The following is a 21,271-nucleotide window of genomic DNA, read 5'->3' on the forward strand; positions in this document are numbered from 1 at the left end:
GCTTTATTACTGAAAAATCAGATTTAAAAAAGGACTGCCGGAAAAGGCCTTGTGTCAGCCTTTATCAGCAGTCCTTACATTTTGTTATGTTTAAGAAGCCCCAGCTTCTTCATATTCTAATGCTTCAGAGTCACCCAAACGATGATACTCATTTAAAACAGCATCCTGGATCTTGCCCCGCGTGCTGGAATTAATAGGATGAGCAATATCGCGGAATTCTCCATCAGGGGTGCGTTTACTCGGCATCGCAACGAAAAGACCATTGTTTCCATCAATCACACGAATATCATGTACGACAAATTCGTGATCCAGCGTGATGGATGCAATCGCTCTCATGCGACCATCGGTATTCACGCGGCGTAATCTTACGTCAGTAACTTCCACAGTAGTTCACCACCTTTTCCCTATATAAAAGCATTAGTCTAACAATTCCACGATTCTTTTTAAATTCCTGCACATTTCAAAAAGTTTTTTTGAAAATATAGGATATACATACACAATTAGGTGATAAACCGTATTTGGGAATCATATACTGCATAAAAAAAGTGATTCCGGAGACCGGAACCACTTTTCTGAGATTTAAGATTTCACCAGCGCAATGACTTCAATTTCCACGAGAGCGTCTTTCGGCAGTCTCGCCACTTCCACACAAGACCTTGCCGGCTTATGTACATCAAAGTATTGTCCGTACACTTCATTCACTTCCGCAAACTGCTCCATATCAGCAATAAACACCGTTGCTTTTACAACCGTCTCGAGAGAAGCGCCCGCTTCTTTCAGCACAGCCTTTAAATTGCTGAACACCTGGTGCGTTTGTTCTGTGATATCACCGTTTACCATTTCTCCTTCAGCAGTAAGAGGAATCTGGCCTGAGCTGTAAAACATGTTGTTTACGATGATTCCTTGTGAATATGGCCCGATTGCTGCCGGCGCGTGTTTTGTATGGATTGCTTTTGTCATTTTTCTGTCTCCCCATTCTTTAAATGCTGTTCTTTAAAAAATCGCAGAAAATTGCCGTTTTGAATCTCAATCGTTTTGTCTTTCATATTGATGGTTGAAAGTGTGAGCAGCGACATGTATTCATCGACAAGCCGTTCATTCACTCCCTCAGCTTCAACCAAGACGCCTATTCCCGCGACGTTCGCATTAAACTCATCAAGCAGGCTGATCATGCCATTTATGGTGCCGCCCGCTTTCATAAAGTCGTCAATAATCAAAACGTTCGACCCCGTGGCCAAACTTCTTTTCGCAAGTGACATCGTTTGAATGCGGTTAGACGACCCAGATACATAATTGATGCTCACCGTGGAGCCTTCCGTCACTTTATTGTCTTTTCGTACGATGACAACCGGAACGTTCAGATAACTGGCCGCTGCGTAAGCGAGAGGGATTCCCTTTGTCGCAACGGTCATCACCACATCAATCTCCCGCTCCGCAAAAACGGAAGCAAAAAGCCTGCCTACATGAGAGAGGACAGATGGTTTGCCTAAGATATCCGTTAAATATACATAACCGCCCGGAAGGATACGCTCAGGATTTACTAAAGACTGTCCCAGCTCCTGTATAAACGCTTCTGCTTCAGCCTGTTTCACTTTCGGAATGTATTTGACGCCTCCGGCAGCTCCCGGCACTGTAAGCAGCGTCCCAATGCCTTGCTGTTCGAAGGTCTGTTTAATAATCGTTAAATCTTCACTGATTGATGACTTTGCTGATTGATACCGTTCTGAGAAAAACGTTAACGGTATTAATTCATGCGGATGGGTTAACAAATAATTTGTTAAGTCCACCAATCTGCCGCTGCGACGAAACTTCATGAACTTACCCCCAAAATCCGAATAATTTAAAAACAATATAACTTAACATACGGATTTAATCAAGAGCATTCTGTTCGCCGATCATCCGCACCGCGTACACCTGATCACAGAAGCCTCTTAACCCGTTATAAATCCGCTGCACCTTTGATTCGTATTGAACCAAACCGAATACAGTCGGTCCGCTTCCGCTCATTAACACCGCATCGGCACCGAAGCGTTTCATTTGATTTTTAATCATCGCCACCTCGGGATGAAGGTTGAGCGTAACCGATTCCAATACGTTTCCTAGTTGGCTGCATACCTTTTGGAAACTTTTTTCTTCAATTGCGTCAATCATCGCCTGTACATCCGGATGCCGAACCTGCTGCAAATTCAGCCGGCGGTACACTTCAGCGGTCGATACCCCGATCGTCGGTTTGGCGAGCACGACCCAGCAATGAGGCGGCGCACTGATATGCCTGATCTTCTCACCGCGTCCGGTTGCCAAGGCAGTGCCTCCGTATACACAGAAGGACACGTCTGAACCGATTTCAGCGCCAAGCTCCGCGAGCTCTTCGACAGAAAGCTTTAAATCCCAAAGCCTGTTCAGCCCTCTTAGCGTGGCAGCCGCATCGCTGCTTCCGCCGGCAAGCCCTGCCGCTACAGGGATCACCTTTGTAATCATAATGGAAACGCCTTTTTTGACTTGAAACCGTTCTTTGAGCAGTTTGGCTGCCTGATAAGCCAGATTTCTTTGATCGTCCGGAACAAAGCGATTATGCGACGCCACTCTGATAACGTTTTCGGGCAGTTCTGTCAGTTCAATCCGATCTGCCAAATCAATTGTCGTCATGATCATCTCCACTTCATGATAACCATCCGGGCGTTTACTCCTCACATCGAGGGACAGATTGATTTTGGCCGGCGCTTTTTCTAAAATACGCATAGCTTTCACCTACTTCTCCATCTAAACATAAGTATGAACATTGTATCACATTTGGAGACCCGGAGGTACTTATCCGAAATTGACGCCGATTTTGACGGCCGATAGAAAAAACCGGGGAACGGATTGTCCCCCGGGCCACTGCATTATCGGTTATTTTGGTTCTGAGCCGCCATCTGCTGTTCGGCAATCTCAATCGCACGCTTTACCATATTCCCGGCATCGCGCGCCCGAATGCCGCCCCAGCCCTCGTTTTTCACCGTATCGTAAAAACCAAGGTCCTTTGCCAGCTCATACTTGAACTCATCTGACATAACTCCACGACGTCTGCCCAAACGAAACAACCCCTTTTATAGAATTGATCACCATTCGTGCACGCCACGATAAAACATGTGACACCTATAGCTTCCGTTTAATCAGCTGAAACTTTCGAGGGAATAATTAGAAGAGCTTTAGAAGGCAAAACAAAAAGCAGTAAACAAAAGGTTCACTGCTCATTAAAATGCTACTGAGCTTGCCGCATCATCATTGAATGTCAATTCAACAGTCTCAGTCAGAATATCAGCATAACTGTATGAAACTCTTTCAAACGAATTCTCGTCTTGATCTAGTTGTATCACAAAAACAGAAGGGTACGTCTCAGCTAAAATGCCCGAGCGCTCAATCGTTTTTCGGCGGCCGCCGTTTGCTTTTAACGTAAGCCGTTTACCTAAATTCCCATCAAGCGATCTTTTTATATCGGACAACGTCTTCGCCATTGCATCCACCTCACTACATTTATTGTACAACAAGAGCCCAATTTTGTCAAACAAAATTTAAATTATATCAACGTTAATAAGTCATTGTCAACAAAATTATTTTGACAAAATTCTATTGATTTCTGCATTATTTTTCACAAGTTCCGGTAATTTATGTATCAATATGTAAAATAATTAACCCGCATAGCGAATTTTATGCGGGTTTTTCACTCATCCATTTGATTTATACGGCATACCGACACGCAGCACACCCTTCGTTTCAATTCCTCCCAGCCCTTTCTCTCTCGTCAGCGTATTTCTTAGGACATCCCACACATTAATCCGCTCCATAAACGGAGTGAAGCTGATTTTCGCGACAATATATACCGGGTCAAGCGCATGAATATTGACGCGTGACGGTGAACTTGCAAAATTCGCGCCCGCTTTGATTAAAGACTCGAAATGGGATTGGCAGGCACCCGCGAATATGACAAGCTGGTCCAAGTGAGGGACTTTTCTCCTCGCTCTTTGAACCGTTTCGACAAAGTGTTTAGAATGCCTGTAGGCGCTTAAATCGTTCATGTCTCCCTTATGCTTGGAGTATGCATCATGGCCGGTGATGACTAAAATATCCGGCCGGTATTTGTCGAGCAGCTCCTCAATGGATGCCGGCATTTTTTTCTCATGGCAATGAATCCCGTACACCGGCACACCGATTTTTTCGTAAAAGTTCAGGCACTTTTTCAAATAAGCCTCATCGCCGTCCAGATGCAATACCTTGCCGGGCATATGAAAGTAGTGCTCCTGATGCTGATATTGATTCGTCGCATAATATTCCTGTTTTTCCCGAAGCAGCTTATAATCCTGGCGGAGCAGCTCGAGAGATTCATTCATCCTGCTTTCATCTTTCTGCTTTCTCACGGCCTGTTCGTCTTTTCTGACAGGCACCAAATCAGAAAAATCAGCATCCGCAATCAATCTGACTTCGTCACCATGCAGGATGGCAATTGAATTTCCTTTGCTTGTTTGCTCTATGCCGATAATGCGAAATAAAACATCCATTTGATAGGATTTCCTGGCTACCATATCTCCTATTTGAAATTGCACGTTACCCACTCCACAAATAGACTAAGCCTCATCATGAAAGAAGCCTTATCAAATGCACCTCTTTCCGCTGCGGCGCTTGATGTTTCAAGCTTTTCTTGCAGTTGAATGAATAAGGTTCTTCTCTAGCCTATGTAGCGGCAGTCCAAGTGGTGACGCAAAACAAAAAGCCCTTCTTAGAAAAGGGCTTTATACAATCCGTTGGACAGGAGCGCGAATTCTTCTATAGACAGGGATTCACCGCGCCGCTTTCCGTCAATATTCGTTTCTTGGAGAATTTCTTCGATTTGAGCTTTCTTCTCTTTTCCGCCCGGAAGATTGTTCACAAGGTTGTTCAGCAAGGTTTTCCGGCGCTGAGCGAAGCTTGCTTTAATCAGCTGGAAGAAAAACGGTTCATTATCAACGTCAACCGCCGGGCCGTTACGAAGCAAGAGACGGATGACCGCGGAATCGACATTAGGCTGAGGCACAAACACCGTTTTCGGTACGGTCATGACCGTTTTGGCCTCCGTGTAGAACTGAACTGCGATGGAAAGCGATCCGTACTCCTTAGAGGAAGGATCAGCCGCCATCCGCTCAGCGACCTCTTTTTGCAGCATGACGACAATTCCTTTTAAGGGAAGATGCTCTTCCAAAAGCTTCATGATGATCGGTGTCGTTACATAATACGGCAGATTCGCCGTCACCATAATTTCATCACAATCCTGAAACTGCTCTTCAATGACGGATTTGACGTCTGCTTTCAGCACATCCTGATGAATGATCGTTACATTGTCATACGGAGACAGCGTATCATTGAGAATGGGCAGGAGGCGCTGATCAATTTCAAACGCGACGACCTTTTTCGCCCGTTTGGCAAGCTGCTCTGTCAGCGCGCCGATTCCGGGTCCGATTTCAATGACTCCGGTCCGATCCGTTATTTCCGCATGGTCCACAATTCTGTCCAATATGTTTGTATCAATTAAGAAATTCTGTCCCAGACTCTTTTTAAAAGAGAAACCGTATTTTTTCAGAATTTCTTTCGTTCTGATAGGTGTCGCGATATCTTTATTGTTCATCCTGTTCCTCCTGCATCATAGCATCGAGCGCATCAATAAAATCACTTCTTTTGATTTGAAACATCTGCAGCCGTTTTTGAAGCTGTTTGCCGTTTGTATAGCCGATCTTCAGCAGGTCGCCCAATCGTTCGCGGCGTCTTTTGGCAGCCGGCCCGCCGATCAGACCGGCTTGTATTAAATCTTCAGCTGAAATTTCACTCGGCTTTGCCTCCATCTCTTCATGCACATTTTCCAGGCAAGCTCTGATGCTTTCAATGGATGCGTGCTCAACGCCGATGCCGCGCTTGTTTTTCGGTTTGGCAAGATGTTTGGGCAGAAATGCGTGTTTACAGCCGGGCACTGCTTCAGAAATGGTTTTCCGGATCTTTTCCCCCGGAAAATCCGGGTCCGTCAGCACGATGATCCCTCTCGTTTCCTGCGCCAGCCGAATCTGCCTGATGACTTCGTCTCCGATTGCCGAACCGTTCGTCTCAATTGTATCCGCATCAACGGCAAGTTTTATGCGCGCAGTGTCATCGCGTCCCTCGACTACAATAATTTCTTTAATTTTCATTACTTCCTCCAAAAAAACTTTTTATATCCAAAACGAAACCTTTGTTTACATGTCACGTCTAATATACTGAAAATACACTTTACCTATTATAACGAAAAAAACAGAGGGCGCAAAACCCTCTGAATGAATCGGAATTAATTTAAAATTTTTATTTTGACCTGTTTCTTTCCCCAGCGGTACGCTGAAGATTTTTCAGGGAAAAAGACATCAATCCGTCTTCCTTTAATGGCTGAGCCCGTATCTGCGGCAACGGCATCCCCGTATCCGTCTACGTGGACTCTTGTGCCGAGCGGAATGACGCTTGGGTCTACCGCAATGACCTTGGCATTCGGATTGCTTGTCAGGTTAACGCCTGTAGCCGTATGGCCGGAACAGCCGCTGCAGCTTGCGGTATATGCTGTGGAAGACACGGTAATCACTTTACCGGAAGATCCGGCTTCACCCGAAGATGCCTTCACCGGTGCACTGAGCTGCTCAATCTTGGGACTGTGCCGCTTTGTGCCGACCGCAATGATCTGATCTTTGCTTTTTTCAGATGTTTCTTCTTTGACAAGCTTTCTTGATACTTCTTTTCCATTTTCTTTGACAACATGAAAATGTTTTTTAAGCTTGCCTTCTTTTCCTTTTTGAACGATCTTTTCTTTCCCGTTGTCGAGAGACGCATCCTCTTTTTCTTTCACTCGATACGCTATTTTTTCCTCAACTACATCGGTGACTTTTTCGATACGAGTGATTTGTATGCCGGCCTGATCTTTTGTGAGCTTTTCGTGTAATGCCGGTTTTACTTTATCTTCGTCTTTCATGTCCATCTTATGCTGCGTTAAAAAGTCAGCGACCGTAGTCGAAGTCGTCCATATTTTCTTTTTCTTTCCCGCATCATTTACAGTGACCTGAAAAGCCGGGTCGACCGTGACTTTCATGCCGTTTGTCACTTTCGTATCTGCTGCTGGATCTATTTTATCGTGCTGATTCACAGGTGTATGCTGTTCGTTCAGAAATGCGCCGACTGTTTTTGCCGTTGACCATAAAGTCTTTTCTTCTCCGCCTCTTGTCACACGGATTTGCTTTGCAGCATCATACACGACATTCATGTTCTCAGCCAATGCTGTCTGCTTAGACGGGGTAATCCGGTCTTCATTTCTTGTCTCTATATGTAAATCTTCCAGAAGTTCCCCAACCGTTTTTGCATGAGTGCGTATTTGCTTTTTCTTGCCGTTGATAGAAACAGAGACTGATTGTTTTGAGAGCTCATGTGCCCCGTATGCAGTCCCGGTTCCGCCCAGCAGAATAATAGCTGCAATAAGAATAACCTTGCTTTTACCAAGCTTTACGGAAAACAGTTTTTTCATTTTTTGTGTGATGAAAAACGCCTCCTTCTCCTCGGAGAGATTATATAGAGTATCTAAAATGCTGTCAACCCTCCCATCTCGAAGATAAAAAACCTTCAGCGTATCCCTCATTATGCAAAAACAAAGCAAAAAAAGGAAGAGAGACATATCGACAACCTATCTTATGAGAAGAAGGAAGCTTGTAGAACCGTTTTACATATCCACTGAATCGGACAAGCCTTTACACGTTACGACAGCGCATTTTGTCAGTTCATACGGAAAAGTCTTTTTGCGTTTTCGGTTGTTATCGAAGCAATTTCTTCATACGTCAGTCCTTTTAATTCCGCGAGCTGTTCAGCTACATATTTCACGTAGCTTGGCTCATTTCGTTTGCCGCGGAAAGGATGGGGTGTCAGGAAAGGACAGTCAGTTTCGATCAGCAAACGGTCATTCGGAATTTCCTTTGCCACTTCTTTTGGTTTCTTCGCATTTTTGAAGGTAACCGGTCCTCCGAATGAAATATAGAAATTCATATCCATACACTGCCGCGCAACCTCCGCGCTGCCCGTAAAGCAGTGCATAATGCCGCCGACTTCTTCCGCTCCCTCTTCTTTCAAAATCGTGACAACATCCTCAGTCGCATCACGGTTGTGAATGATAATTGGAAGGTTCACTTCTTTGGCGAGCGCGATTTGTTTCCGGAATACCTCTTTTTGGATATCCTTTGGTGATTTGTCCCAGTGATAATCAAGGCCCATTTCTCCGATTGCCACGACTTTTTCATGAGCGGAAAGTTCCTTAATCCATGATAAATCTTCCTCTGTCATGTCAATCGCGTCTACCGGATGCCAGCCGATCGCAGCGTATATAAAGTCATATTCCTCAATCAGCTCCATCGCCCGCGTGATGGTAGGTTTGTCGAATCCGACAACGACGATTCGTTCAACTTTTTCAGCCTTTGCACGCGCAATGACTTCTTCTAAGTCTGTGTCAAATTGCTCGGCGTTTAAGTGCGCATGTGTATCAAAAAGCATCATAAAAACTCCTTTCTTGTTGAAAAACAAAAGGTGTTCGACGAAATGTTACACGTGAAACACCTTTTGCATCTATTATTTAATTCTAGCGCCTTTCGGTAATGACTGGTCGACAGCTACAACCTTAAGGACGCCGTCAGATTCTCCTGCCAGTATCATCCCTTGGGAAAGCTCGCCTCTCAGTTTTACCGGTTTTAGATTCGTTACACAAATGATCTTCATTCCCACAAGCTGATCCGGCGTGTAATGCTTTGCGATACCTGATACAACTTGGCGCTGTTCAAAGCCCAGATCAATTTGCAGCTTCAGCAGACGGTCCGCTTTTTTCACCGGTTCTGCGGACAAGACTTCTGCGACGCGAAGTTCTGTATCCATAAATTGATCAAACGTAATTTCCGGAAGACGCTCTGCTTCTTGCGGCTCTTCTGTTTTTTCTTCTTTCACAGGAGCAGTCCCTTGCATTTTTTGCTTGATGTAAGCTACTTCCTCTTCAGCTTCAAGACGAGGGAAAAGCGGCTCCCCTTTTTTCACTTTCGCGTTCTTTAATTGACCGAATGTCTGAATGCTGTCCCAAGCTTTAAGAGACTGATCCTCAATTCCGAGCTGAGCAAACATTTTTTCAGGCGTCTGCGTTAAGAAAGGCTGAAGCAGTACGGCCGAAATACGCAATGATTCAGCTAAATGATACATGACAGAACGTAATTCTTTTTCTTTTTCCGGATCTTTTGCCAGCACCCACGGAGCAGTTTCATCAATATATTTGTTCGTACGGCTGATTAATTGCCATAGCGTTGATAAAGCCACTGAGAACTCCATGTTTTCCATTGCCTTTTCATATGCTTTAACCGTTTCACCGGCTACAGAAGAAAGCTCTTGATCAAAATCAGTCACATTTCCTTCATATGAACCGATCTCACCGTCAAAATATTTTTGGATCATAGCAACTGTACGATTCAGAAGGTTTCCTAAGTCGTTTGCCAAGTCATAATTAATCCGTTCTACAAAACCTTCCGGCGTAAAGACACCGTCTGAACCAAACGGCACTTCGCGAAGCAGGTAATAGCGAAGCTCATCCAAGCCGTAGCGTTCAATCAGTGTTACCGGATCAACGACATTTCCTTTTGATTTCGACATTTTTCCGTCTTTCATCAATAACCAGCCATGCGCGAATACTTGCTTAGGGAGCGGGAGATCAAGCGCCATCAGCATAATCGGCCAGTAAATGGTATGAAAACGGACAATTTCTTTACCGACAAGGTGGACGTCAGCAGGCCAGTACTTTTTGTAAAGCTCATCATTTTCCGTATCGTAACCGAGCGCCGTAATGTAGTTGAACAATGCGTCAATCCATACATACACGACATGCTTCGGGTTTCCCGGCACTTTTACGCCCCAGTCAAACGTCGTTCTGGAAACGGCCAAATCCTCAAGCCCCGGTTTAATGAAATTGTTAATCATTTCATTTTTACGTGATTCAGGCTGGATGAAGGAAGGATTGTCCTCATAAAACTTCAGCAGGCGGTCTGCATATTTGCTCATGCGGAAGAAGTATGACTCCTCTTTGATTAATTCGACTGGATGGCCGCTGTCCGGGCTTTTTCCGCCGACAACCTCACCCTTTTCATTTCGTTCCACATCCACCAGCTGTGTTTCAGTATAGAATGTTTCATCAGGGATGCTGTACCAGCCCTCATACTCATCCAGATAGATATCACCATTATCAAGAAGCTTTTGGAACACTTTCTCAATAATTTCTTTATGCCGGCTTTCCGTCGTCCGGATGAAATCATCGTGAGAAATGTCGAGCTGCTTCCATAGTTTTTGGATCTCAGCCACAGCACGATCCACGTAAGCCTGAGGTGTGATATTCTCTTCCTCCGCTTTCTGCTGGATTTTTTGTCCGTGTTCATCTGTTCCTGTCAGGTAGCGTACGTCAAATCCCTTTAATCTTTTGTAACGCGCCATCGCATCGCCGGCCACGGTAGTATAAGCATGGCCGATATGTAATTTTCCGCTCGGATAATATATCGGGGTCGTAATATAAAAAGTATTATTGTCTTGCGGCATGTTGCAACCTCCCATTCAGAATGTCGAAAAGCTCACGCCCAAAGGACGAGAGCGGTTTTATTTGATATACAATATTGATATTTGTCCTCTATCTATGATACCATCTTAGCCTTTAAGATCAAGGATATATACGTACTGCGAATAAAAGAGTAAATAAAATTAAAAATTTTTATTGAAATTAAAAAAAGTCTTAACATGTCGAAATTTGTCGTATATAATCTACTAATATAAAACATCTTGGTTCGAAAGTCTTGATTTAAAAGGATTTTCAGTAGGATAATAGGTTCGAAAAAGCAGTCAAAAAGCCTGTTATTTCAGGATTTCCAAGGCTTTACTTACTATAAGAACTAATTCTTACAATCAATAGTAAACAAAAAGATTGACGATTATTGGAAACCTTGTTATGCTAGGAATGTAAGGAATTTTGTCGAATAATGACGAAGAAAAATATAAACTACAAAATAATTATCTCTCGGGAGGAGACTGTTAATGAAATCTACTGGTATCGTACGTAAAGTTGATGAACTTGGACGCGTAGTTATCCCTATCGAACTTCGCCGTACACTGGGCATCGCAGAAAAAGACGCTCTTGAAATTTATGTTGATGATGAAAAAATCATCCTTAAAAAATATAAACCAAACATGACTTGCCAAGTTACTGGTGAAGTTTCTGATGATAACCTTAAACTTGCCGGCGGCAAATTGGTACTCAGCAAAGAAGGCGCTGAGCAAATCATCTCTGAAATTCAAAATCAGCTTCAAAACCAAAAATAAGCTATTTCATACAAAAACCGTTCTTGTTGCGATACAAGAACGGTTTTTTTTATGCTTGAATGTGATAAGCGTCATAAATCTCGCGTTTCGGAACGTTCCGATCTACCGCTGTTTGTTTTATGGCCTGTTTGGAAGACGCTCCTTCGTTTATGTAATGCTCCACATGCTCTTTCTCAGAAAGCTCCGTCCACCAAGGCTTGTCATCTTCATCCGGTTCAGCGGCTTGATTGCCTTCGACAACGAGACAGAACTCACCGCGGATTTGGTCTTCATTTGCCCATTCCATCACCTCGGCGACCGTTCCTCTGATAAATTCCTCGTACTTTTTCGTTAATTCTCTCGTGACGGCGATGTTTCGATTTCCCAAAACGTCATGCATGGCGGTTAATGTTTCTTTTAATCTGTGCGGCGCTTCGTAAAAAATCATCGTTTCCTGGCGTTTTTTCAGGATTTCGAGTTCTTTCTTCTTTTCTTTCCTCTGTCTGTTTAAGAATCCGTAGAAGAAAAACGGCTGCGGGGTGATGCCTGATGCAGTCAGCGCGGTTAACGCCGCATTTGCACCGGGAAGCGGAACGACATAACCGCCGATTTGGGTAAAATCTCTTACAATCTCAGCCCCCGGGTCGGAAATTGTCGGCATACCGGCGTCACTGACCAAAGCCACATTCTTTCCGTTTTTCAGCCATTCAATAATTTTGTGGCCGCTGCTTTCTTTGTTGTGTTCATGATAGCTGGTAAGAGATGTTTCTATGTCATAGACGTGGCACAGCTTTTTCGTCTGTCTCGTATCTTCGGCAGCTATGACATCGACCGATTTCAGCGTCTCCACCGCACGAAAGGTCATGTCCTCCAAGTTGCCGATCGGTGTAGGAACAAGATAAAGGATTCCCATTTCAGATTTTCCGTTAAAACTCATCTGGCGACTTAACATATACAGCCTCCTTGCTGCTTCGTTTTTCTTCTATATATTGTTCTTTTTTCTTTCGGGTCAGCTGCTTAAAACGGTATTCCGCCTGCATGGCTTCCCGTTTTGTGTCAAATGATTCCGCATGGCATAACGAAACCGGCCTCCGCGCCCTTGTGTACTTCGCGCCCTTTCCCTCATTGTGGGTTTTCAGCCGTTTTTGCAGATCATTTGTATAACCGGCATAAAGACTGTTGTCATTGCACAGCAGCACATAAAAGAAATGACTATTTGTCTCCATATAAAATCGTGCGGATCTCTTTCGTATATTCATTTTGTTCATCATATACAAACAGCGGAGGAAGAATTTTCAGGTCAGGTCGGCCGCCTTTAATTCCTTCAACCAAAATAGTGTTCGCTTCTTTTCCTTGTTTCGGATAAATAAACTGAACCCGCTTCGGTTCTATTCGGTACGCTTTCATTAATTCAAAGATTTCCAAAAGCCTTCCCGGCCGATGAACGAGAGCCGCTTTCCCGCCTTGTTTCAGCAGTTTGCTGCTGACGGAAATCACATCTTCAAGCGTGCAAAGAATTTCGTGCCTTGCGATTCTGAGATGTTCGTTCAGGTTTTGCTCTGCCTCTTTCGGTGTTTTAAAATAAGGCGGGTTGCAGGTGACAACATCATATTTATTATGTCCGAGTCTTTCCGGCATATTTTTCAGATCATCATGAATGAGGCTGATCTGATCGCCCAGCCCGTTGTATTCCACGCTTCGGAGCGCCATATCATACAAACGCTCCTGAATTTCAACCCCGGTGATATCCGCCTTTGACCTTGTACTGAGCAGAAGCGGCACAATTCCATTCCCCGTACATAAATCAACGATGTTTCCCTTTTGAATCGGAACGTATGCAAACTTTGACAGCAGCACGGCATCTAATGAAAAAGCGAAAACTGTCGGGCTCTGTACAATTTTCATATCCTCTGCTAATAAGTAATCCAATCTTTCATCATCACGTAATGAAACCATAATCTTATTCCTTTCAGCACTCTTTGAAAAAGGCTTCCGACATCAGCGGAAGCCTTTTCCTTATTTTTTATTTAAGAAGGACAGACAAAAAAGGCAATCTCCCTTGCGGACGCTCCCATAATGGACGTTGCAAATATGAAAGCCTTCTTGATACAGCCGGGCCAGATTGTCGTAGCCTTCTCCTATATCACTTTGCTCTGCCTTCTGTGTTTTTGTTTCTTTCTGATCGGCTTTGAATTGCTCAATTTGCTCTGTCGTGTCATCAAGCCGCTTACGCAAATGCTTGTTTTCAAGCTGCAGATGGTGATTCTCTTCAATCATTTCGCCAATATGCTGCTTTAAGTCACCCAGCTGACGGTACAGCGAACCGATTTGTTCCTCCAGGTTTATGACAGTATCAAATAACTCTTTTTTATCCAAGGTTCCACACCTCGTTAATCTGTGGTTTGTGCGGATACGACGCCCTCTTCCAAGAGCTCTTCCCAAGTATATTCTATCACTTTTTCACGATTCTTCAGTTCCACCTGAAGCACCCGTTCCAGAATATTAAGACCGACAACCTTTGCGGGGCCGTTTGCCGTCGTAATCATTTCGCCTAAATCCGGCAGCTGTTCTTTTGCCGTCTCATACTCATCATTTTCGTACTTCAAACAGCACATCAAACGGCCGCACAGACCGGAAATTTTCGTCGGGTTCAACGATAAATTTTGATCCTTTGCCATTTTGATGGATACCGGTTCAAAATCACCGAGGAACGTGGAGCAGCAAAGCATTCTCCCGCACGGGCCGATACCGCCGAGCATTTTCGCCTCGTCCCTCACACCGATTTGGCGCAACTCGATTCTTGTTTTAAAGATAGAAGCCAAGTCTTTGACCAATTCCCTGAAATCAACCCGTCCGTCAGCCGTGAAGTAAAAAATGACTTTATTGCGGTCAAACGTAAACTCAACATCAACGAGTTTCATATCTAAGCCGTGGTCAGCCACTTTTTTCTGACAGACTTCAAAGGCGGACAGGGCCTCTTGTTTGTTTTCTTCTACGATGAGAAGATCGCGTTCATCAGCAACGCGAATAACCTTTCGAAGCGGAAGCACAACATCGTGCTCGTCCACTTGTTTATTTGCGATGACAACCTGCCCGTATTCGACACCTCTTACAGTTTCAACAATGACGCAGCTGTCCTGTTCTATATCAAATCCGTTCGGATCAAAATAATAAATTTTCCCCGCTTTTTTAAAGCGGACGCCTATTACGTTGTACAAGCTTATCCCTCCTGCAACGTTAACACCAAGTGCTCCATTAATCCCTGTGTATTCACATTGGAATGAAGCCGTTTTTTTGCTTCTAAAACAGCGAGAATTTGGTTCGTAACGCTTTGTTGTGTAAATTGCAGCGCATGCTGTTTTATTGATTGGAATAAGTCTTGATAAATCAGTTTATCTTCATTTCCAATTTGGATGGATAATACATCACGGTATATCAATAAGAGCATATCAAGACCCATTTCTTGATGGGTTTTTTCTTTGAAAAAGGGCACCCACTGATCCTGAATGAAGAAAAAGGCATGTCCTTTCCGCTGATGTAAGACTTCATACAATTTTATCACTTTCGCTCTGGACTCTGCAAACTCATCATTTCGACTTAATTCGACTGCTTCCGCAATATTATTTGTCATATTTGCTAAGAGTCTGGCCATGTGAGGGCTTACTTCCTGTTCAGCCAGCCTTTCTTCTATTGCTTTCGGCTGAAGCGGCTGAAACGGAAGAACCTGGCATCTCGAAACGATGGTATCCAATATTCTGTGGAGCTGCTCAGTAATCAGAATAGCGATAGTGTCTTGACTCGGCTCCTCTAAAAATTTCAGCAGACTGTTTGCCGCATTTGTCGTCATTTGATCCGCATGGGATATAATGTACAGCTTTTTATGCGATTCCAGTCCTGTTTTAGAAAACTCCTCCTGAAGCGATTGGATCTGAGCTTTTTTAATGGATAATCCGTCGGGCTGAACCACATGCAGGTCGGGGTGGTTTCCGGAATCAATACGCTTACAGTTCCGGCACTCCCCGCAAGGCTCAGTCCCGTCTTCAAGGCAAAAAAAGCTTTTTGCGAGAAGCAGTGCGGCATCCAATTTGCCAGTACCTTTTTTGCCTTCAAACAGATATGCGTGAGAAAGCCTTTTCTTTTCAATGCTATTATGCAAAAGACGCATCACTCTGGGCTGCTGCCCGGTCATTTCCTTCCATGATATTGCCATTGTATCACTCTCTATGTGTAAAGGTTAATCAATAAACCTTTTATTTCTCCGATTCGATCCAGCAAATCAATTGCCGGTTTTTCCTGATCTAACATCTCTTCCGTCAGCTGGAGCAGCTTTTCATCTATTTCTTTCACAAGCCCCAGGGTCCGGCTGCTGCCGTACATGTCAAAGCTTTTCGTCGTTTCATGCGATAATCCGCTGTCAACGGCCTCTTTTACAAAACGTTTTACCAATCCTTTGAATTTCGCTAAGTCTTTGAAGTTCCTCGACTTCGTCAGTCTTTTCCCGAACGTTTCTATATCCGTTAAGAACCTGCTCAGCTGGTCAAATTTCAGCTTGCTGCTTTGGCTGTCCATTGAACTTTTAAACGTCCCGGAAAGCTCTGCCGCTTTATAAGCAGGCTGCTGCTTTTTCTCAATAAATGTGCGTAAGTCAGAATTTATTTTCACGTCGTCAAATCCTTAAAATTGATGAAATTCATCGACCGGAAGGACAAAGACCGTCGCTCCGCCGACTTCCACTTCGACAGGATAAGGAACATAAGAATCCGCATTCCCGCCCATCGGGGATACCGGGGCAATCATCTGATCACGTTTACAGCCATTTTCTTTAATGAGTCTGAGCGCTTTATCGACACGGATATCCTCCACCCCGATCATAAACGTCGTATTGCCTGATTTAAGAAATCCGCCTGTTGTCGCAAGCTTCGTCACCCTGAAGTTGTGGTCGGTTAATACTTTCAAAAGTCTGTTGCTGTCTTGATCCTGCACCACTGCCACTATTAATTTCATTCTATAGGCCCCCTTTAGGTTGGAAAGAACATGGTCGTTACATTCATTATATCAACTTATGAGAAACAGGTCACAACTGAATTTTTTTCAATGTTTCATTTATCACCTGAAGCGCGTCCTGAATGACGAGTTCCTTCTTTTTCGATGCGTCGATTGTATGAAATCTTTCAGGGAAAAGCTGCATCACCTTTTGATATCCTTCCCGAACTTTCGTGTGAAAGTGCAGGGCCTCAAGATCAAGACGATTCTTTTCTCTTGAATCATTCGACGTAATCCGTTTCAGCCCTTCTTCCGGATCGATAGAAAAATAGATCGTGACATCAGGCATCGTATCGCCGATTGCAAACTGGTTAATAGAAAGCACTTCATCAATGCCGAGCCCTCTCGCATAGCCTTGATAAGCCAGCGAACTGTCGATAAAACGATCGCACAGCACAATGCGCCCTTCTTCCAATGCAGGCTGCACCTTTTCGGCTAAATGCTGTCTTCTCGCAGCGGCGTAGAGGAGCGCCTCCGTTTTTGCATCCATCAGTGTATTGTTTTTATTTAAGATCACTTCTCTGATCTGTTCCGCAATGTCGATGCCGCCCGGTTCTCTTGTCGCTGTCACCGGAAGCCCCTTTGCCGACAGAATCTCTTTCACCTCCTGAAGCACAGTCGTTTTCCCTGCGCCTTCAGGACCTTCAAATGTAATAAATAAACCGCTCATGATTTCTCCTCTTCTGTATAAACAAGTAGTTGTTCCCCGTTTAACAAGCCTTGAATATGCGCGTCCATGCCGATTAAACGGGAAAGCTTTTGTACGATCTCTTCTGTTATCCGTTCTCCGTCCATGATCAGCGGAATTCCCGGGGGATAAGGAATAATGTTCCCCGCGTGTAAGCGCCCGGCCGCCTTATTTATATCCGTAAGCTCTTTTGGAAACTTCCGCATCTCATTTTGCGGATATTCAAGTGTCGAAATGGATGGAAAGGTCCAATTCACGGTATCCGGCAATTTATCAGGCGGTGTATTCTCCAGTTTCTGCTGTATGTTTCTTACGGTTTCCTGTTCTATCATCCGCCGGCCGCCTATCGGCAGGACGAGCAATACTTGGTACTCGTCCGCCAGCTCGGCAACAATGCCTTCGCTCTCCAACATACTTTGTAATGAATAGCCGGAATGGCCGAGCTTTGACCGAAGAATGAATTTTAACGGGTCCGCCCTGAGCCCATATCCGGAAGGTTCGATCATTTCAATAGAAGAAATTGACGCGAACGTTCGTTTGATTTGTTCAATATGCGCCATATGACCGGGGAGTGTCCCTTTTTCAGCGATATCCTGAACATAAGCGCGCGCCGTATCTAAAGAGGCCATTATCGGATATGACGGGCTGCTGCTTTGCAAACTGCTTAAATAATAGGTTAATCGATCTCTGTCAATCCGGGTGCTGTTTAAATGAAAGTAAGATCCCATCGTCATAGCCGGAAGCGTTTTGTGAGCCGATTGAACAACGGCATCCGCTCCCATATCCAATGATGATGGCGGAAACGGTTCACCTAACACAAAGTGAGCGCCATGAGCCTCATCCACTAGTACAGGAACGCCGTATGAATGGGCTTTGTTAACTGCCGCGGTCAAATCGGCAGCATGCCCGTAGTAAGTCGGATTAGTCAGAACAAGGCCTTTCGCATTCGGATATGATGCTAACGCTTTTTCAATGACCGGAAGGGATACATGGGCCGGCACATGCATGTTTTTATCAATTTCCGGCGCTAAATACACCGGCTTGGCTCCGGCCATTGCCACCGCATGGAAAACAGACTTGTGACAATTACGCTGGATCAGAATCGGTTCGCCAGGTTCACAAACAGCTAAAATCATCGCCAGATTGCCGGCAGTCGTTCCATTGACGAGAAAGAAGCTTTCCCGAGAACCGTAAAGTCTGCTCAGCAAATCCTGCGCTTCCTTGATGACTCCTGTCGGGTGATGTAAGTCATCAAGCCCTGTGATCTCAGTCATATCAATAGATAAAAGAGATTGATATACAGATCTGGCTTCATCAAAAAAGACATCTCCATTGTGATGTCCCGGAACATGAAAAGAATACGTATTTCGGTGCGCATGCTTCAGCAGCGCTGTATATAAAGGTGTGTCCATATTTTAAACAAATCCTTTGCCTGTCTTTCTTATTATATCGTGCCTGCGGGCCAACTTAAAGCTAAGACTTTTGCCATCTAGCCGTTATCCCGGCCGGACTTCATATCAAGCAGTTTCTTTTTCAAATCGCCTTCCATAATAACAAGCTCCTCCTCGGCCCGCCTGCGTTTCATCCTGCCTTCTTCTTGAATAGACATGATTTCTTCCAGTGTGGTGACTAAGCTTTCCTGCACTTTTTTTAGGGTGTCTGCCTCAACAAGTCCGCGCTCATTCGCTTTGGCAGTCTCGACTGTACTTGTTTTCAGAAGCTCAGCATTTTTCAGGAGCAATTGATTCGTCGTATCCGCCGCCTTCTGCTGCGCATCTGCCGCACTCCGCTGCTTCATTAGTGTCAGGGCGATGGCGACTTGATTCTTCCATAAAGGAATAGCCGTAACAATGGAGGACTGAATTTTCTCTGCCAGTGCCTGATTCGTGTTTTGAATCAGACGGATTTGCGGCGCACTCTGAAGCGTAATCTGCCTGCTCAGCAGCAGATCATGCACTCTCTTATCCAGACGGTCGGCAAACTGGCGAAGGTCATTCACTTCCTGAGCGGCCATTTGATTGTGTTCCCCTAATTCAGCTTTTCTTACCGCTTCGGGAATCAGCTTTGTTTTCAGCTCATCTAACTTTAATTCACCTGCCGCTATATACATATTCAAGTCAGAAAAGTATCGTTTATTTTGGGCGTACAGCTGATCTAACCATTTATTATCACTCAACAGCCCATTTTTAGAAAGTTCGAGCCTTCTGCTGATACGGTCAATCTGTACACTGGTCTTTTGATATTTCGAAAGCACTTCCTGTACAGAGCCGGATACCCTTTTGAACAAACGGGCAAAAAATCCTTTGTTCTTCATCTGCAGATCATCAGGATTTACCTGGTCAAGCTTTCTCATCAAATCAGACAGTATCTGTCCCATCTCTCCTGCATCTTTTCTTTGCACATGCTCTATCATTGTGTGGGAAAATTCAAGAATATTCGCCTGGGCCTGTGAACCAAACAGAACAATGCTTTGCATGTTCCCGGGATCCAGTTTTTCAGCGAGCTGAAGTGCCGCTTCTCTTTTTTCTTCCGGCAGTGTATCTGCAAGCTTTAGATTAGCCTGATCATTTTGAGCGCCCATGATATCATCGGAACGGTCTCCGGCCATTTCCTTCCCCCTTTCTTACTTTCTCAGTGACTGCTTTGCCATATCTAATTCAAAATGCAGATCGTCGATGTCTTCCTTCATCAGTTCATGAAGATCTTCTTCCAGCCGCCTGGCAAGCTCCGCGAGAGTCATCCTTGTCTGACTCAAGGACATTGATAAATCTTTATTTTTTCGCGGCTGTGATGAGAGCAGAGCATACTTTTCGGTCAGCTCCACAACAGAATCAAGCGTTTGATAATAGAAACGCTCCGCCTGATAAAAACGCTTCGGCTCCTGCTTTGTAAGCAGATATATCCGCCGCGTTATCCGCAGTATTTCTGCATTCTGCTTCAGCATTTGTATACTTTTAGAGCGAAAAAGCGCCCTGCGTAATCGAACGATTTTATTTCTTGCTTCCTCAAGATTTTCCTTGATATAAGTATATTCTTTTCTTGTCAGCCGGTGTTTTTTTAAAAAGAGGCGCTTCGCATTCCAAAGTCCGGCTATACTGACGGCAGTTCCGCCTGCTGCTCCGTATAAAAGCGAATACAGAAAAGGCTGATGCCCTATCGTAAAAGCGGCTGTCCCCGCTAATACAAAAACTGCGCTGCCGCAAAGCGTCCATTTCATATATTGAATAAACGGTTTCATATTTGGATCGACTCCTATTTATTCACTTTTATCAGTATTATCTATTACATTCCATTTCTAAACAAGTTCCTCTTCTTATCGTATCAGTTCTTTTATAAAAAGTGAAAAAACTCCCTTATTTTTAAGCAAAAAAAAGACCCTTTTCAGGGTTAAGAATATAATGTCGGTGTATGAAGGCTTTTCAGTTTACGAACGAAAAATTCATAATTCGGATCAGAGGTTGGAGTTGAAACTACTTTCTTCTCACACTCTAAACATATAAATTTCGTATAAATATGAATACCCCTGCTTTTTTTAGTTTCACACACAATACATGTTTCTTCATGGCTGGACGTTTCATTCATTTATGCCCACCTCCGTATGAATAGCCTTCCCTGAAGCCATTGATTGTATACACAATTTGGACCTTTTTGAAGTTTGCAATTAGTATATGGGCATTGGCGTATTTCGGTGTTTGTATTGTTTTGTTCAAAAACAAAAAAGGCAGCTCATGATGAGCTGCCTTTACCGTATGATTGCTTGGCGGCGTCCTACTCTCACAGGGGGAAACCCCCGACTACCATCGGCGCTGAAGAGCTTAACTTCCGTGTTCGGCATGGGAACGGGTGTGACCTCTTCGCTATCGCCACCAAACCATTGAGAGTGTTCTCTCAAAACTAGATAACAGTAAGCATACATTCAAAAATGGTTAAGTCCTCGATCGATTAGTATCTGTCAGCTCCATGTGTCGCCACACTTCCACCTCAGACCTATCAACCTGATCATCTTTCAGGGATCTTACTTCCTTGCGGAATGGGAAATCTCATCTTGAGGGGGGCTTCATGCTTAGATGCTTTCAGCACTTATCCCGTCCGCACATAGCTACCCAGCGATGCCCTTGGCAGAACAACTGGTACACCAGCGGTGCGTCCATCCCGGTCCTCTCGTACTAA

26 protein-coding genes and 2 rRNA genes (1 of these 28 running past the window's edge) are annotated in these 21,271 nt (G+C 44.4%); 1 reads left to right on the forward strand and 27 read right to left on the reverse strand.

Annotated features, from left to right (window positions below; all coding sequences use genetic code 11):
* Positions 1–90: 90 nt before the first annotated feature.
* The 12 genes from spoVG to metG all read right to left on the reverse strand — a co-directional run bounded on the left by spoVG (position 91) and on the right by metG (position 10,617).
* Positions 91–384, reverse strand: a complete 294-nt coding sequence (spoVG, locus tag ACQE26_RS03970) for a septation regulator SpoVG (RefSeq protein WP_004264660.1) — start codon at positions 382–384, stop codon at positions 91–93.
* Between the two features lie 195 nt (positions 385–579).
* The gene (ridA, locus tag ACQE26_RS03975; RefSeq protein ID WP_004264663.1) at positions 580–960 is read right to left on the reverse strand and encodes a 2-iminobutanoate/2-iminopropanoate deaminase; all 381 of its coding nucleotides are present in this window, start codon (positions 958–960) and stop codon (positions 580–582) included.
* Positions 957–1,814, reverse strand: coding sequence for a pur operon repressor (gene purR, locus ACQE26_RS03980; protein WP_004264666.1), 858 nt, complete (start codon positions 1,812–1,814; stop codon positions 957–959). Before purR ends, ridA begins: the two co-directional genes overlap by 4 nt.
* Before the next feature lie 55 nt (positions 1,815–1,869).
* The gene (gene ispE, locus ACQE26_RS03985; RefSeq protein WP_016936523.1) at positions 1,870–2,739 is read right to left on the reverse strand and encodes a 4-(cytidine 5'-diphospho)-2-C-methyl-D-erythritol kinase; all 870 of its coding nucleotides are present in this window, start codon (positions 2,737–2,739) and stop codon (positions 1,870–1,872) included.
* Between the two features lie 143 nt (positions 2,740–2,882).
* Positions 2,883–3,071, reverse strand: a complete 189-nt coding sequence (locus ACQE26_RS03990) for a small, acid-soluble spore protein, alpha/beta type (RefSeq protein ID WP_011996172.1) — start codon at positions 3,069–3,071, stop codon at positions 2,883–2,885.
* A gap of 162 nt (positions 3,072–3,233) precedes the next feature.
* The gene (veg, locus tag ACQE26_RS03995) at positions 3,234–3,494 is read right to left on the reverse strand and encodes a biofilm formation stimulator Veg (RefSeq protein ID WP_003218330.1); all 261 of its coding nucleotides are present in this window, start codon (positions 3,492–3,494) and stop codon (positions 3,234–3,236) included.
* A gap of 210 nt (positions 3,495–3,704) precedes the next feature.
* A complete protein-coding gene (gene yabG / locus ACQE26_RS04000) occupies positions 3,705–4,580 on the reverse strand; it encodes a sporulation peptidase YabG (RefSeq protein WP_438421057.1) in 876 nt (291 codons plus the stop codon).
* Positions 4,581–4,753: 173 nt separating this feature from the next.
* A complete protein-coding gene (gene rsmA, locus ACQE26_RS04005) occupies positions 4,754–5,635 on the reverse strand; it encodes a 16S rRNA (adenine(1518)-N(6)/adenine(1519)-N(6))-dimethyltransferase RsmA (RefSeq protein ID WP_500470715.1) in 882 nt (293 codons plus the stop codon).
* Positions 5,625–6,188 carry a ribonuclease M5 gene (gene rnmV, locus ACQE26_RS04010; protein WP_500470717.1) on the reverse strand — a complete coding sequence of 188 codons (564 nt, stop codon included), beginning with the start codon at positions 6,186–6,188 and terminating at the stop codon, positions 5,625–5,627. Before rnmV ends, rsmA begins: the two co-directional genes overlap by 11 nt.
* A 134-nt stretch (positions 6,189–6,322) precedes the next feature.
* Positions 6,323–7,648 (reverse strand): ubiquitin-like domain-containing protein, encoded by a 1,326-nt coding sequence (locus ACQE26_RS04015; protein ID WP_500470718.1) that lies wholly within the window; start codon positions 7,646–7,648, stop codon positions 6,323–6,325.
* 134 nt (positions 7,649–7,782) lie between these two features.
* Positions 7,783–8,550, reverse strand: a complete 768-nt coding sequence (locus ACQE26_RS04020) for a TatD family hydrolase (RefSeq protein ID WP_016936519.1) — start codon at positions 8,548–8,550, stop codon at positions 7,783–7,785.
* A gap of 75 nt (positions 8,551–8,625) precedes the next feature.
* On the reverse strand, positions 8,626–10,617 hold the full coding sequence (gene metG, locus ACQE26_RS04025; RefSeq protein ID WP_500470720.1) for a methionine--tRNA ligase: 1,992 nt from the start codon (positions 10,615–10,617) through the stop codon (positions 8,626–8,628).
* 483 nt (positions 10,618–11,100) lie between these two features.
* On the opposite strand from metG, the gene abrB reads away from it, so the two are divergent.
* On the forward strand, positions 11,101–11,391 hold the full coding sequence (gene abrB, locus ACQE26_RS04030; RefSeq protein WP_169510469.1) for a transition state genes transcriptional regulator AbrB: 291 nt from the start codon (positions 11,101–11,103) through the stop codon (positions 11,389–11,391).
* A gap of 49 nt (positions 11,392–11,440) precedes the next feature.
* On the opposite strand, the gene rsmI is transcribed toward abrB, so the two are convergent.
* The 15 genes from rsmI to ACQE26_RS04105 all read right to left on the reverse strand — a co-directional run.
* Entirely contained in the window at positions 11,441–12,322 is an 882-nt protein-coding gene (gene rsmI / locus ACQE26_RS04035; RefSeq protein ID WP_500470721.1) for a 16S rRNA (cytidine(1402)-2'-O)-methyltransferase, read from the reverse strand.
* Complete coding sequence (locus ACQE26_RS04040) at positions 12,297–12,596, reverse strand: GIY-YIG nuclease family protein (protein WP_047478056.1); 300 nt, start codon at positions 12,594–12,596, stop codon at positions 12,297–12,299. Before ACQE26_RS04040 ends, rsmI begins: the two co-directional genes overlap by 26 nt.
* Positions 12,583–13,326, reverse strand: coding sequence for a tRNA1(Val) (adenine(37)-N6)-methyltransferase (locus ACQE26_RS04045; protein ID WP_438421053.1), 744 nt, complete (start codon positions 13,324–13,326; stop codon positions 12,583–12,585). The genes ACQE26_RS04040 and ACQE26_RS04045 overlap by 14 nt, the downstream gene beginning before the upstream one ends.
* Positions 13,327–13,386: 60 nt before the next feature.
* Entirely contained in the window at positions 13,387–13,746 is a 360-nt protein-coding gene (gene yabA / locus ACQE26_RS04050; protein ID WP_016936514.1) for a DNA replication initiation control protein YabA, read from the reverse strand.
* Between the two features lie 14 nt (positions 13,747–13,760).
* Positions 13,761–14,588 carry a competence/sporulation regulator complex protein RicT gene (gene ricT, locus ACQE26_RS04055; protein WP_004264723.1) on the reverse strand — a complete coding sequence of 276 codons (828 nt, stop codon included), beginning with the start codon at positions 14,586–14,588 and terminating at the stop codon, positions 13,761–13,763.
* A 2-nt stretch (positions 14,589–14,590) separates the two neighbouring features.
* The gene (holB, locus tag ACQE26_RS04060) at positions 14,591–15,580 is read right to left on the reverse strand and encodes a DNA polymerase III subunit delta' (RefSeq protein ID WP_060963779.1); all 990 of its coding nucleotides are present in this window, start codon (positions 15,578–15,580) and stop codon (positions 14,591–14,593) included.
* Between the two features lie 11 nt (positions 15,581–15,591).
* The gene (locus tag ACQE26_RS04065; RefSeq protein WP_047478049.1) at positions 15,592–16,032 is read right to left on the reverse strand and encodes a YaaR family protein; all 441 of its coding nucleotides are present in this window, start codon (positions 16,030–16,032) and stop codon (positions 15,592–15,594) included.
* A gap of 12 nt (positions 16,033–16,044) precedes the next feature.
* Positions 16,045–16,374: a cyclic di-AMP receptor DarA gene (gene darA, locus ACQE26_RS04070; RefSeq protein WP_500470725.1), complete on the reverse strand. Its 330-nt coding sequence runs from the start codon at positions 16,372–16,374 to the stop codon at positions 16,045–16,047.
* A 70-nt stretch (positions 16,375–16,444) separates the two neighbouring features.
* On the reverse strand, positions 16,445–17,083 hold the full coding sequence (tmk, locus tag ACQE26_RS04075; protein ID WP_500470726.1) for a dTMP kinase: 639 nt from the start codon (positions 17,081–17,083) through the stop codon (positions 16,445–16,447).
* Positions 17,080–18,513, reverse strand: a complete 1,434-nt coding sequence (locus ACQE26_RS04080) for an aminotransferase class I/II-fold pyridoxal phosphate-dependent enzyme (RefSeq protein WP_500470727.1) — start codon at positions 18,511–18,513, stop codon at positions 17,080–17,082. Before ACQE26_RS04080 ends, tmk begins: the two co-directional genes overlap by 4 nt.
* Before the next feature lie 77 nt (positions 18,514–18,590).
* Positions 18,591–19,709 (reverse strand): toxic anion resistance protein, encoded by a 1,119-nt coding sequence (locus ACQE26_RS04085; RefSeq protein ID WP_500470728.1) that lies wholly within the window; start codon positions 19,707–19,709, stop codon positions 18,591–18,593.
* A gap of 15 nt (positions 19,710–19,724) precedes the next feature.
* The gene (locus ACQE26_RS04090; protein ID WP_500470729.1) at positions 19,725–20,339 is read right to left on the reverse strand and encodes a 5-bromo-4-chloroindolyl phosphate hydrolysis family protein; all 615 of its coding nucleotides are present in this window, start codon (positions 20,337–20,339) and stop codon (positions 19,725–19,727) included.
* A 149-nt stretch (positions 20,340–20,488) separates the two neighbouring features.
* On the reverse strand, positions 20,489–20,683 hold the full coding sequence (locus ACQE26_RS04095) for a sigma factor G inhibitor Gin (protein WP_007409914.1): 195 nt from the start codon (positions 20,681–20,683) through the stop codon (positions 20,489–20,491).
* Positions 20,684–20,856: 173 nt separating this feature from the next.
* Positions 20,857–20,972, reverse strand: a 5S ribosomal RNA gene (rrf, locus tag ACQE26_RS04100).
* Between the two features lie 51 nt (positions 20,973–21,023).
* Positions 21,024–21,271: ribosomal RNA gene (locus tag ACQE26_RS04105) — 23S ribosomal RNA — on the reverse strand (it continues 2,681 nt past the right edge of the window).

The sequence above is a fragment of the Bacillus sp. 5RYD7K genome (assembly GCF_059831465.1).

Excerpts from the sequence above, each read along its gene's own strand:
- ridA (WP_004264663.1), bottom strand. The coding sequence starts at position 960 with ATGACAAAAGCAATCCATACAAAACACGCGCCGGCAGCAATCGGGCCA.
- purR (WP_004264666.1), bottom strand. The coding sequence starts at position 1,814 with ATGAAGTTTCGTCGCAGCGGCAGATTGGTGGACTTAACAAATTATTTG.
- ispE (WP_016936523.1), bottom strand. The coding sequence starts at position 2,739 with ATGCGTATTTTAGAAAAAGCGCCGGCCAAAATCAATCTGTCCCTCGAT.
- veg (WP_003218330.1), bottom strand. The coding sequence starts at position 3,494 with ATGGCGAAGACGTTGTCCGATATAAAAAGATCGCTTGATGGGAATTTA.
- rsmA (WP_500470715.1), bottom strand. The coding sequence starts at position 5,635 with ATGAACAATAAAGATATCGCGACACCTATCAGAACGAAAGAAATTCTG.
- rnmV (WP_500470717.1), bottom strand. The coding sequence starts at position 6,188 with ATGAAAATTAAAGAAATTATTGTAGTCGAGGGACGCGATGACACTGCG.
- ACQE26_RS04015 (WP_500470718.1), bottom strand. The coding sequence starts at position 7,648 with ATGAGGGATACGCTGAAGGTTTTTTATCTTCGAGATGGGAGGGTTGAC.
- ACQE26_RS04020 (WP_016936519.1), bottom strand. The coding sequence starts at position 8,550 with ATGCTTTTTGATACACATGCGCACTTAAACGCCGAGCAATTTGACACA.
- metG (WP_500470720.1), bottom strand. The coding sequence starts at position 10,617 with ATGCCGCAAGACAATAATACTTTTTATATTACGACCCCGATATATTAT.
- rsmI (WP_500470721.1), bottom strand. The coding sequence starts at position 12,322 with ATGTTAAGTCGCCAGATGAGTTTTAACGGAAAATCTGAAATGGGAATC.
- ACQE26_RS04040 (WP_047478056.1), bottom strand. The coding sequence starts at position 12,596 with ATGGAGACAAATAGTCATTTCTTTTATGTGCTGCTGTGCAATGACAAC.
- ACQE26_RS04045 (WP_438421053.1), bottom strand. The coding sequence starts at position 13,326 with ATGGTTTCATTACGTGATGATGAAAGATTGGATTACTTATTAGCAGAG.
- holB (WP_060963779.1), bottom strand. The coding sequence starts at position 15,580 with ATGGCAATATCATGGAAGGAAATGACCGGGCAGCAGCCCAGAGTGATG.
- darA (WP_500470725.1), bottom strand. The coding sequence starts at position 16,374 with ATGAAATTAATAGTGGCAGTGGTGCAGGATCAAGACAGCAACAGACTT.
- tmk (WP_500470726.1), bottom strand. The coding sequence starts at position 17,083 with ATGAGCGGTTTATTTATTACATTTGAAGGTCCTGAAGGCGCAGGGAAA.
- ACQE26_RS04080 (WP_500470727.1), bottom strand. The coding sequence starts at position 18,513 with ATGGACACACCTTTATATACAGCGCTGCTGAAGCATGCGCACCGAAAT.
- ACQE26_RS04085 (WP_500470728.1), bottom strand. The coding sequence starts at position 19,709 with ATGGCCGGAGACCGTTCCGATGATATCATGGGCGCTCAAAATGATCAG.
- ACQE26_RS04090 (WP_500470729.1), bottom strand. The coding sequence starts at position 20,339 with ATGAAACCGTTTATTCAATATATGAAATGGACGCTTTGCGGCAGCGCA.
- ACQE26_RS04095 (WP_007409914.1), bottom strand. The coding sequence starts at position 20,683 with ATGAATGAAACGTCCAGCCATGAAGAAACATGTATTGTGTGTGAAACT.